This is a genomic window from Flavobacterium sp. SP2 (genome assembly GCF_057626655.1).
The window spans coordinates 893581-905871 of record NZ_JBVHBT010000001.1 but is presented as its reverse complement, the minus strand read 5'-3'; the positions used below and the strand labels follow the sequence as shown (position 1 = coordinate 905871).

Sequence of the window (12291 nt, the reverse complement as noted above, 5' to 3'; positions counted from 1 at the left end):
GAGATTTCTTTTAAGGGTCGTGGAAGATGACCACGTTGATAGGCTATAGATGTAAAGGCAGTAATGTCATAGTCAAGTAGTACTAATAACCCGTAAGCTTATGTACACTCCTCCCGGTTTTCGGACCGGGAAGAAACTTTCTAATATAAAATTATGTTTCTTTATCTCAGTATGTTAAGATATTTGCAGCGAAGCTGCAGTCTTAAAGAAGAAAGTCCAAAGTCCGAAAGGCAACTTTAGACTTTATGACCTTCGACTTTAGACTTAAAACTTAAGGTGGTTATTGCGTCGGGGCTCACCTCTTCCCATTCCGAACAGAGAAGTTAAGCCCGATTGCGCAGATGGTACTGCAATTTGTGGGAGAGTATGTCGCCGCCTTTCTTTTAAAAATCCTCATCAAAACGATGAGGATTTTTTTTGTTATATTTATAAAAATTATTAGTTGAAAAATATTTTAATAATTGGTTATGTTTTACCAGAGCCAAGATCTTCGGCAGCTGGAAAGAGAATGATTCAATTAATTGAATTGTTTTTAACCTGTGGTTATAAAATTACTTTTGGATGTACTGCTCAAAATTTAGAATTTTCTGATGATTTATCTCTTTTGGGAATTATTTCTAAAAATATTGAATTAAATTCTTCATCTTTTGATGATTTTATAAAGGAATTAAATCCAAATATTGTTTTATTTGATCGATTTATGGTTGAAGAGCAATTTGGTTGGCGTGTTTCTGAATGCTGTCCAGGTGCTTTAAAAATACTTGATACTGAAGATTTGCATTGTTTGCGACAAGCTAGACAACTTGCTGTTAAAGAAAATCGGGAATTTAATTTTGATGATTTGTATTCGGATATTGCTAAAAGGGAAATAGCTAGTATTTTAAGGTGTGATATATCATTATTGGTATCTGAATTTGAAATGGAATTACTTCAAGGTCAATTTAAAATTTCGAAAGAGTTACTTTATTATTTGCCGATTTTTGCAGATAAAATTACTGAGATTCCAGATTTCAATGAACGAAATGATTTTGTTTTTATTGGTAATTTTCTTCATGAACCCAATTGGGATTGCGTAAAATATTTGTCGGAGTTCATTTGGCCAATGCTGCATTTGAAATTACCTGAAGCTAAAATGATGATTTATGGTGCTTATCCATCGCAGAAAGTTTTACAATTGCATAAACCGAAACAGAATTTTTATATAATGGGAAGAGCTGAAGATGCTTTCGAAGTTGTGAGACAAGCTAAAGTAGTGTTGGCTCCGATTCGATTTGGTGCTGGAATTAAAGGCAAGTTGATTGAAGCGATGCAATGTGGAACTCCAAGCATAACTTCTTCTATTGGTGCTGAAGCAATGCACGAAAATATAGATTGGAATGGTTTTGTAAAAGATAATTCTACTGAATTTGTTGATGCAGCAGTTTTGCTTTATCAGGATGAAAAGCTTTGGCTTAAATGTCAGGAAAATGGATTTGAAATTTTAGAAAAACGATATGAAAAATCGTTATTTGATGATGATTTTATTACTGAAGTAAATTCGCTTTTAGAAAATTTAAATAGTCACAGAAAAAATAATTTTATTGGCTCGATATTGCAACATCATTTACTTTCGAGTACTAAGTATATGAGCAAGTGGATAGAAGAGAAAAATAAGAAATAAATTTTTGAAACAGATTAAGTGGATTTTACAGATTTGCACAGATTTTTAAATGAACGTCTTTCTTATTCTGATTTTATTCAATACAAATGCTATTTAGCCCTGATTGCAGTGGCACGAAGTAGAATGGAAAGTAGGAAAATGGATAACTAAAATGCCCAAACCATTCGCTCCAAATCAAAAAAAATCCTGATCATTGCTGAACAGGATTTTATATTTAAGTTACTTTGTGATTATGCCAGCATCGTTACTGGATTTTCAATAAAAACTTTTAATGTTTGTAAAAACTGTGCTCCGGTTGCTCCATCGATTGTTCGGTGATCGCAAGCTAATGATAGCATCATTGTGTTTCCAACAACGATTTGACCGTCTTTCACAACAGGTTTTTCAACAATTGCACCTACTGAAAGGATTGCCGAATTGGGCTGGTTTATGATTGAATTGAATTCAACTATACCGAACATTCCAAGATTAGAAACTGTAAAGGTACTTCCTTCCATTTCGGTTGGTAGTAATTTTTTAGTTTTTGCTCTTCCTGCCATATCTCTAACTCCAGCACCAATTTGAGACAAACTCATAGCGTCTGTGAATTTTAAAACTGGCACTACTAATCCATCTTCAACAGCTACTGCAACTCCAATATTCACGTGGTGATTGATGGTAATTGCATCTTCTTTCCACTGTGAATTGATTTTTGGATGTTTTTTCAATGCCATTGCGCAAGCTTTGATTACCATATCGTTGAACGAAACTTTGGTGTCTGGAACTGCGTTGATGATTGTTCTTGATTTCATTGCATCGTCCATGTTCACTTCAATTGTAAGGTTGTAGTGTGGCGCTGTGAATAGCGATTCAGCTAAACGTTTTGCAATGATTTTTCGCATTTGCGAATTTTTTATTTCTTCTGTAACCACTTCTCCTGCTGGAACGAATGGCTTTGCAGCTGTTTGAGTTTCTGGTTGAGAAGTTGTTGGTGCAGCAACTGGAGCCGAAGCTGTAAAGTTTTCTACATCACTTTTTACAATTCTTCCATTTTCACCAGAACCTTTTACTTGTGATAGGTTGATTCCTTTATCTTTAGCTATTTGCTTTGCTAGTGGAGATGCAAAAACTCTTCCATTATCTGTTGATGTTGTTGCTTCTTGAGGTGTTTCTTTTGGTGTTGATTCAGTAGCTTTTTCTTCAGTTTCAACTGCGGCTGGAGTTGTTCCTTTACCATAGTTTTCTGCTATTCCAGTTACATCAGTTCCTGCTGGTCCGATGATTGCCAAAACACTATCAACTGGAGCAGATTCACCTTCGTTAATTCCAATGAACAATAAAGTTCCAGAGTTGAACGATTCGAATTCCATTGTTGCTTTATCGGTTTCGATTTCGGCAAGGATATCACCTTCTTTAATTTCGTCACCCACTTTTTTCAACCACGTTGCAACTGTTCCTGTAGTCATGGTGTCACTTAAACGTGGCATCGTGATTACTTTTACACCTGCTGGCAATGCTGCTGGAGCAGAAGTTGGAGCGCTTTCTTGTTTTGGAGTTTCAGCAGTTTTTTCTTCTGATTTTTCTGTTACAACTTCAACTTTTGGAGCTGGTATTCCACCAGATACTAATGCAGAAATATCTTCGCCTTCTTTTCCTATAATTGCTAGAAGCGAATCAACTGGAGCAGATTCACCTTCGTTAATTCCGATGTGTAATAAAACACCAGAATTAAACGATTCAAATTCCATTGTAGCTTTATCGGTTTCGATTTCGGCTAAAATGTCTCCTTCTTTTATTGTATCACCTACTTTTTTAAGCCATGTTGCAACAGTTCCTTCTGTCATAGTATCGCTCAAACGAGGCATGTTTATTACTGTAGCCATAATTATAATCTATGAGGAATGAAAGGATAATTTTCTTGTTCGTACACCACATCGTACAATTGTTGTACTTCTGGAAACGGAGATTCATCAGCAAATTTTTCACATTCGTCAACTAAGTCTTTTACTCTTTGATCGATTGCTTCAATTTCAGCTTCTGTAGCGTAGTTATTTTCTTTAATTACATCAAGAACTTGCGTAATTGGATCTATTTTTCTGTATTCTTCAACTTCATCTTTAGTTCTATAAAGTTGTGCATCCGACATTGAGTGACCTCTGTAACGGTATGTTTTCATTTCTAAAAATGTTGGTCCGTCACCACGACGTGCTCTATCGATTGCTTCTTGCATAGCTTCAGCAACTTTTACAGGATTCATTCCGTCAACTGGTCCGCAAGGCATTTCATATCCTAAACCAAGTTTCCAAACATCAGTATGATTGGCAGTTCTTTCTACTGAAGTTCCCATAGCATAGCCATTGTTTTCACAAATAAATACTACAGGAAGTTTCCACAACATAGCCATATTAAAAGCTTCGTGAAGCGAACCTTGTCGTGCTGCACCATCTCCAAAATAGGTTAATGTTACGCCACCAGTTTCAAAATATTTATCGGCGAAAGCCATTCCAGCACCAACTGGTATTTGTGCACCTACAATTCCATGACCACCAAAAAAACCTTTTTCTTTAGAAAAAATGTGCATTGATCCGCCCATTCCTTTAGAAGTTCCAGTTACTTTTCCGTAAAGCTCGGCCATTACTCTTTTAGGATCAACTCCCATAGCAATTGGCTGAACGTGGTTACGATAAGCAGTAATCATTTTATCTTTAGACAAATCCATTGCGTGAATTGCTCCAGCAAGAACTGCTTCTTGACCGTTGTATAAATGTAAAAATCCTCTAACTTTTTGTTGGATATAAACGGCAGCTAATTTGTCTTCAAATTTTCTCCAAAACTGCATTTCCTCATACCATTGAAGGTAAGTTTCTTTTGTAATTGGTTTCATTTTTTAATGAATTACTATGATTAAAGATAGTGTAATTGTTTCGCACTATTTAGTTGTTTAAAAATGCGAAATGCAAAAGTAAGATATTGATAGTAGATGTAAAAATAAATAGGTATTAAAATAACTTTTTTTAATACAAAATACTAACTATAACGTTATCGTTTACAGTGACGTTTTGTCAAATGAGAATGGTAATAAATTGTTGATTGAATTTGATTTATAAACTTCACCCGATTCTCCCATGAAAAATATTTCTATTGGAATTTCTTGTTTGAATTCATATTCGGCAATCGATTGTCTGCAGGCGCCACACGGTGGAATAGGAGATAAAGTTGGATTAGTTTCTGATGCAGCTGTTATTGCTAATTTTATTATTTTGGCATTTGGATAGATAGCTCCAGCTTGAAAAATTGCAACTCTTTCTGCGCAAAGTCCTGATGGATAGGCAGCATTTTCTTGATTAGAACCCAAAACTATTTTACCGTTATCTAATAATATTGCTGCTCCAACTTTAAATTTTGAATAAGGTGCGTAAGCATTTTTTCGTGTTTCAATAGCTTGATTCATTAATGATTGAATTTCTAGAGGCAAATCGGGAATTCCATTAAATACTGAAATTGTGGTGTTAATTGTTATTTCTTTCATTTGATTTGTGAGGAAAAAAAATCCAAATTTCAATTAAGAAATTTGGATATTATTTAAAATTCATCTTTTTTTAATATTCGTCGTATTTGTCACCAAAATTAAACGTTAGTGAAAAACGTAATGTGTTTTCGAGAGGATTTTTTACTTTAGATGCAGAGAATAAATACGATACGTCAACTTTTACAACATTGTATTTAAATCCAGCTCCTAGAGAGAAAAATTTTCGTCCACCTTTTTCAAGACTTTCATTAAAGTACCCTAATCTCATGGCGAAAGAATCCTGGTAAACATATTCGCCTCCAATTGAGTAGGTAAATTCTTTTAACTCTTCAGAGAATCCATCTGGAGCATCTCCGAAACTTTTAAAAATTCCTTCTGTCCAAGTTATGCTTTGGTAATCACTAAGTTTTTCTTGATAGGCCAAGTCGGCTGCAGTTTGTTCTTCATTATCAATTTCTCCATCTCCATCTGAATCAACAGCCAAGACAAACGCTGGTGGAGTTGGTACTAGTAATTTAGCAAGTTCTACATTAATAGAAACTTTGTTATATTCATCAAATATAAAATCATAACCTCCTCCAAGTCTCAAATTTGCAGGTAAAAAATTAGCACTTTGGTCATCTGATGCACCAGCATCATAATTAATTTTTGGTCCCATATTTTGGAAATTAAATCCCAAACGCAATCTTCCGTTAAAATCATTAAGTGCAACTTCTTCTGATTGATAGAAACCTGCAACATCAATTGCAAAAGATGAGGCTGGTTTGGCATCGCCGCTGCCTTCACTCGGAATTCTTAATGCAGAACGAATGTATCTTCCGGCAACCGCCATAGAAAATCGTTCGCTTAGTTTTAATGAGTACGATCCATCTAAGGCCAATTCGTTAGGCTTTACAATTACAGGAACATCATCAAATTCTTTACGTAATTCAATTTCTCCTAATCCAAAATAACGAAGACTTCCAGCAAAAGCACTTCTTTCATTAATTCTATTATAGTAAGTAACTTGACCCAATGAAATATCGTTTACAAGTTCGGTTAGATAAGGTGTGTAACTTACAGAAAATCCCTGTTTGTCTAAGGCAAAAGCATATTTTGCTGGATTCCATTGCTGAGAAAATACGTCGGTAGATGTAGCAACACCTTGATCTGCCAATCCTGCAGCTCTTGCATCTGCAGCGACTAAAAGAAATGGAACTCCTGTTGTAATTACTCTATCTTGTGCTTGTATAAATTGATTTGTAATTAATAGTACAAATAATATTGAAATTTTTTTCATTCTTAATTTTAAATAATTAAACAAATATAGTATTTTATTAAAGGATAACAAGTTTTTCTATTTTCTCTGATTTTTTATTAGTAACTGTTGATTTTACAGTGAGTTTATAAATGTAGACACCCTTACCAATTTTATCACCAAAATCATCGCGTCCGTCCCAAGTAATTTCCCTAGATAAAAAACCTTCTGTTAGAACTGATTGGTTGATTGTTTTTACAATTTTACCAGTTATAGTCATGATTTGAACTTGAACTTCGAGCGTTTCGAATGGTTTGTTGTGCGTGAACCAAAATTGGGTATAACTCACAAATGGATTCGGGTAATTAAGAACATTTGTTAGTGAAACGTTATCTTCATCAACAACTAAAAATTGAATTTCAGCCGTCACAAAGTTATTGTAAACATCCCAAGCTTTGAAGGTTATTGTATGTAAACCTTTGGTTAAATTTCTAAATGGAAAACGAATTTTACCTTTCTTATAATTATCCAATTCGGTTTCATAATAATCATTTACTACATACGGATTGGTTTCATCACCATCTAGAATTGCAATCATGTCGTGACCAATTCCACTTGCAGTGTTTATTCCATTTTCATCGTCTAAAAAAGCTAATAGAAATGGCGATGCATTGGTAATTCCGCCGTTTACAAATGTCTCATCATTCATGTATAGCCTTACTTTTGGTGCAGTGTTATCTGCAGCAGCATTGGTATTGATACCGCCAACTTTTATTTGAGTATTGAACCCTGTTTTGTCAAGAAGCACTTGACTTCTTTTAGCGTAAAAACTTACTTTCCCATTTCCCAGCGGAATTTTAATGTCCTTCGGAACTACAAAACCAAATTCAAATTTACCATTCACCACCGATGCATTTCCTCTAAAAATTGTTTCTCCCATGGTTTTAAATTGCATTGTAGGTGCTTCATTTCCAAATTCATCTACTACAGCATCGGCATTATCATTTCGAAAGGTGCTTTGATTGTATTCTTTATCAAAGATATTTACGGAAAGTTCTCCGTTATAGTTTGAAATTGGATTATTATTTTCATCAAGTACTTCGCCAGATAATTTAACATAACTCAATGCTTTAAAATCATCTACTGGCTGCGAAATTGATACATCGTTAACTTTAGTTAAAATTACATTTGGCTTAGGTATAGCCAGCATAAGAGCTGGATCGCCAACATAAAAAACAACACGTGTCGAGCTGTTGTTGTTTTCAGCAATTTTAGTTATTCGTAATGCTTCTGCAATAGAAGTGTAATTGTTTGATCCGTAAGAAAATAGTTGTCCTGCTAATCTATCATTAAACAATTGAGCGCTTCCTTGACCAATAGATCTTATGGTCGTAATCATTGAGATTGCGCCGCCTTTTGGGTTCCAATATGTGTATTCGCCAGCGGTTGGTCGAAGTGGGTTGTCAAATCTTGAAAAATCGCAAGTGATGGTTATGAACAGAGGATATTTGAATTGATTGTTCAGATTTTGACCGTCCGATTTTTCCCAAATTCTTTCATTTGTAAGTCCGTCTTCACCACCATGACCTAAATAATTATAGACAAGCGCACCTTTTTCAAATGAACTCAACATTTCTTCTCTTGCTTTAGGGTATCTATCTCCACCAGCAGAAGTTTCTTGTTGGTACGCATCTAGCAATATTTTTTTGTAATTGATAAACGGTTTTTGCGTGTTTATAATATCCGTAAGTCTGTTTTGAAAAAACTGAAGAAATTTATCTTGTGTTTTAAAAAAATCCGGATCGTCAGAAATCGAAACATAATTGTTGCGCCAACTTCCGTATGATTTGATGTCATGATATTCTACTACTTTATTCACCATTTCTTCGGCTTGTTGTGTAGAAGAAACAATCATTCTACCCACTGCCAATTCTGCTCCACTGTTACTATTTTCGACAATTCCTTCGTTAGGATCTAACTGTACAAAAAAGTCGTCGGAAGCAAATGATACTTCTCCAGCAGTGTAACTATTTAACGCATGATAAATAGGAACTATGTTAGAGTTATTTTGTGTTCTATTCTTGAAGTCAAAGGATGCGTCACCAAAGAGATTTAAATATTTTAAAGCTAACTCTGGAGATGAAGCGTTTTGATACACATATTTAACAAAATTTCGTATCGCTGTTACATCTTGTTTCCCTGAAGAAAATTCATGATAAATAGTTTCTAAGTCAACAACTTTTACATTTAATTGCGAATATGACCTGTGGAAGTTGGCCAGTTTTTCTGCTTGATTGAGTAAGAATTTAGGACTAATAATTAGGTAATCAATATCTTTAAAGTTTCCTTGCGCGTCTTTAAAAATAGTTCCCTTTAAATTTTGATTGGTTACTTTAGATTGTGCATCTTTTTTAGGTGTGTAAAAATCGGAAGTTACTAACGTAATGAATTTTTTGGTTTCTCCTAAGGTTGTTTTGAAACTAAAATTAGAGGCGTTTGTTACGTTTTCAAGTTTTCTTACGTTATAAATATCAGTAATATCCCACACTTGTCGTATGTTACTAGCGTTTGCAATTTGATATTCTCCTATGCCAGTCGATGTTGCAGATAAATTATTTTGAAATCTGAATTGCTTTCCGGTTCCTTCAAGTTTAGATTTAGTTTTAAGAATGATATAATCTAGAAATCCTTTAGATGTAGGAACTCCACCATTATCAAAAGTTAGTTTTATTTTCATTGATGACGACGCATTCAATGTGTTGGTAAAAGTTGCATCTACTGCCTGCGTGTCTGAATCTAAGGAAAGAGAGCCAAGATTTACAGTTCCTAAGTTTTGGCTGTTATTTTGAATCGAAAAAGTTGTAGGATTAAACGAAGCTCCACCAAAATGGATTTTCAAATCTGCAGTTGCGCTGGGAACTAAATTAGGAAATTCAAATTCAAACTCTTGTTCTTTTTCGATGCTAAACTGCTCTCCAAACCATCTTCTACCTGTTTTTACAATATTTTCTAAATCTTTTTCATAGTAACGATAATCATCAAAATTGGTGAAAGTAAGGTTTGAAATTCCATCAGGTTGAGTAGCTTCGGGTATTCTCTTTCCATCGTTACCTTCTATATTTACATAATAATAAGATTTATCACTGTATAAATTTAGGTGTGTATCGCTATCTGAATTGTAATTATCTACACCTTCACCATAAAATAGAATATAGTCTGCATTATCAAAAGTTCCATCAAGTTCTCCAATAACTTGAATTGCATTTTCTTCTAAATCTTCAGGATAAAAAGCGGAGTTTAAAAGAGGTAACATCCGTCCGCCATTTCCATAAATTTTAATTTTCTTTGGATCAATGCCATTTGTATTAATGCCAAGGCTTTGTAAAAAACTTTTAGAAATTTTATAAATTCCTGACTTTTCTACATAAAATCGGTACCATTTTCCAGAACTTAAAACAGAATTGGTAATTGAATTGAAGTTAGAAAGCGATGTGGTTTTTTGAAGTGAACCCAATCTATAGGTGTAATTAAAAGATTTAATTTTTTTAAATCCACTCCCATCTTTTATAATTGGATTGAATGAAATAATTCCTTGTTTAACATTTCGTGAATTTATATTTAACAAAGTCACTTTTAAAGTCGAAGGAATATCTTTTTTTGTCAAATCTCCCAATTCAATCTCAGAAATACTTTCGTATACAACATTGGTTAAAGTCAAAGAATTTTCTTCAATTACTTCGTTTGTATAAAACTTTTTATTGAATGATAATTTCTTTTTGTCGGTATCAAAATCAAAGTTTTCAATTTGAAATGAAGGAATTAAATACTTATGATTTCCATAGGTAAGTTCTTTTTTTTCTTTCCACTCAACATTGATAGTGCCGCCGTTTTGTCCATAAAAAGAGCAGAAGAATAGCAATAATAGTAAAGTAGCAATTTTTTTCATTTGGTTTATCTAACGTAATATTAGTCTATTTATTACAGATGTAAAATTAAATTTTATTTATGTTTAAAACAATATTTATAAATAAGATTCGTTAATATGTTAAATGTCGTTAAAATTTTTTAATAATTATTTTAAAAAAGAGTTGCAATTTGATGGTTAATTCTTATATTGCGCCTCGAAATTTATTACCTACTAAGAGTATGAAAGTAAACAAAATTATGGCTGTCAAGTTGTTACTAACACTAGTAATAACGCTTGCAATTACTAGTTGTAGTAAGAAGTCAAGTTCCAAGAACTCGTCTAAAGCAACAGGCTGGAAAATCAATGATAAAAAAGGTGGTTTTCAGTATGCATCTAATTTTAAGAAACAAGAAACTGGTCCAGGACTTGTTTTAGTTGAAGGAGGAACCTTTACCATGGGTAAAGTTCAAGATGATCCAATGCACGATTGGAACAATACTCCAAATCAGCAGCACGTTCAGTCATTTTATATGGATGAAACGGAAGTAACTAATTTAATGTACATGGAGTACCTAGATTGGTTGAAAAATGTATTTCCACCAGAAGAAGAAAATTATAAAAATATCTATGAAGGTGCTTCGCCAGATACATTGGTTTGGAGAAATCGTTTAGGATATAATGAAACAATGACTAATAACTACTTGAGACATCCTGCTTATGCTGAATATCCTGTAGTTGGAGTTAATTGGATTCAAGCGGTTGAATTTAGTAAATGGAGAACCAACAGAGTTAATGAGTCTATTCTTGAAAGAGAAGGATATTTAAAAAGAGATGCTAAAGTTACTGATGCTAAAGCGGATTCTAATTTTGATACTGAAACGTATTTAGCAACACCTACAAGTACTTTTGGTAGCGCTAATGAAGAAATAGTTTTAAAAGGAAGACGAGGTTCTAAAGCTAAAGGAAAAGGTGGTGTTAAAAATTCTAAAGGTGAAACACAAGAACCTAAAAATTTATACGCTCAAAGAACATCTGGTTTAATATTGCCAGAATACAGACTTCCAACAGAAGCAGAATGGGAATATGCAGCAGCAGCTGATGTAGGTCAAAGAGAATATAACATCTACAAAGGTCAAAAGAAATATCCTTGGTCTGGAAGTTATACACGTTCAGGAAAAAGACAATTTAAAGGCGATCAATTGGCTAACTTTAAGCAAGGTAAAGGTGATTACGGTGGAATTGCTGGATGGTCTGATGATGGTGCAGATATTACAAATAAAGTTAAGTCGTATGCTCCAAATGATTTTGGATTGTATGACATGGCTGGAAACGTTGCAGAATGGGTTGCTGATGTTTATCGTCCAATTGTTGATGATGAAGCTAACGATTTCAACTACTACAGAGGTAACGTTTACACTAAAAATAAAATCGGTGACGATGGTAAAGTTGAATTAGTGACTGCTGAAACACAAAAGTTTGATACTATGTCAAATGGTAAAATTCAAGCCAGAAATTTCCCAGGTCAAATTGCTCAAATACCAGTTGACGAAAACGAAACTTACTTAAGACAAAATTTCGACAAAAGTGACGAAAGAAACTACAGAGATGGTGACAAACAGTCTACACGATATTTTGACTTTGGAAGTGCAGAAGAAGGAGATAAAATTTCTGATGAAAAAAGAATGTACGATTCTCCAAAACATAATGTTACTACCGACAGTATTGGAAATATGATTCGTAAATATGACCGATCTAATAAGAGAACAACTCTTATCAATGATGATGTAAGAGTTTACAAAGGTGGATCTTGGAGAGATAGAGCCTATTGGTTAGATCCAGCTCAAAGAAGATATTTTCCACAAGATATGGCGACAGATTACATAGGATTTAGATGTGCTATGTCAAGAGTAGGTCCAAAAGCAGACAAGAAAAAAAGAGCTAGAAATTAATTTCAATCTCATAATCAATAATTAAAAGCC

At 33.8% G+C, this 12291-nt stretch carries 7 protein-coding genes and 2 rRNA genes; 4 read left to right on the top strand and 5 right to left on the bottom strand.

Annotated elements, in window-relative coordinates; all coding sequences use genetic code 11:
• The 3 genes from ACZ098_RS04430 to ACZ098_RS04420 all read left to right on the top strand — a co-directional run.
• A 23S ribosomal RNA gene (locus tag ACZ098_RS04430) occupies positions 1–106 on the top strand; the annotation flags it as partial.
• A gap of 166 nt (positions 107–272) precedes the next feature.
• Positions 273–381: ribosomal RNA gene (gene rrf / locus ACZ098_RS04425) — 5S ribosomal RNA — on the top strand.
• 61 nt (positions 382–442) lie between these two features.
• Positions 443–1660 (top strand): glycosyltransferase family 4 protein, encoded by a 1218-nt coding sequence (locus tag ACZ098_RS04420; protein ID WP_487310517.1) that lies wholly within the window; start codon positions 443–445, stop codon positions 1658–1660.
• A gap of 230 nt (positions 1661–1890) precedes the next feature.
• On the opposite strand, the gene ACZ098_RS04415 is transcribed toward ACZ098_RS04420, so the two are convergent.
• The 5 genes from ACZ098_RS04415 to porU form a co-directional block, all read right to left on the bottom strand.
• Positions 1891–3522 carry a dihydrolipoamide acetyltransferase family protein gene (locus ACZ098_RS04415; protein ID WP_487310516.1) on the bottom strand — a complete coding sequence of 544 codons (1632 nt, stop codon included), beginning with the start codon at positions 3520–3522 and terminating at the stop codon, positions 1891–1893.
• 2 nt (positions 3523–3524) lie between these two features.
• Entirely contained in the window at positions 3525–4523 is a 999-nt protein-coding gene (pdhA, locus tag ACZ098_RS04410; RefSeq protein WP_487310515.1) for a pyruvate dehydrogenase (acetyl-transferring) E1 component subunit alpha, read from the bottom strand.
• Between the two features lie 162 nt (positions 4524–4685).
• Entirely contained in the window at positions 4686–5168 is a 483-nt protein-coding gene (gene cdd / locus ACZ098_RS04405; RefSeq protein WP_487310514.1) for a cytidine deaminase, read from the bottom strand.
• 70 nt (positions 5169–5238) lie between these two features.
• Positions 5239–6447, bottom strand: a complete 1209-nt coding sequence (porV, locus tag ACZ098_RS04400) for a type IX secretion system outer membrane channel protein PorV (RefSeq protein WP_487310513.1) — start codon at positions 6445–6447, stop codon at positions 5239–5241.
• Positions 6448–6484: 37 nt separating this feature from the next.
• Entirely contained in the window at positions 6485–10351 is a 3867-nt protein-coding gene (gene porU, locus ACZ098_RS04395) for a type IX secretion system sortase PorU (protein WP_487310512.1), read from the bottom strand.
• A gap of 200 nt (positions 10352–10551) precedes the next feature.
• Between porU and gldJ the strand changes: the two genes are divergently transcribed.
• Entirely contained in the window at positions 10552–12261 is a 1710-nt protein-coding gene (gene gldJ, locus ACZ098_RS04390; protein ID WP_487310511.1) for a gliding motility lipoprotein GldJ, read from the top strand.
• Positions 12262–12291: the final 30 nt, after the last annotated feature.

Coding starts and splice junctions, on each gene's coding strand:
- ACZ098_RS04415 (WP_487310516.1), bottom strand. CDS start 3,522: ATGGCTACAGTAATAAACATGCCTCGTTTGAGCGATACTATGACAGAA.
- pdhA (WP_487310515.1), bottom strand. CDS start 4,523: ATGAAACCAATTACAAAAGAAACTTACCTTCAATGGTATGAGGAAATG.
- cdd (WP_487310514.1), bottom strand. CDS start 5,168: ATGAAAGAAATAACAATTAACACCACAATTTCAGTATTTAATGGAATT.
- porV (WP_487310513.1), bottom strand. CDS start 6,447: ATGAAAAAAATTTCAATATTATTTGTACTATTAATTACAAATCAATTT.
- porU (WP_487310512.1), bottom strand. CDS start 10,351: ATGAAAAAAATTGCTACTTTACTATTATTGCTATTCTTCTGCTCTTTT.
- gldJ (WP_487310511.1), top strand. CDS start 10,552: ATGAAAGTAAACAAAATTATGGCTGTCAAGTTGTTACTAACACTAGTA.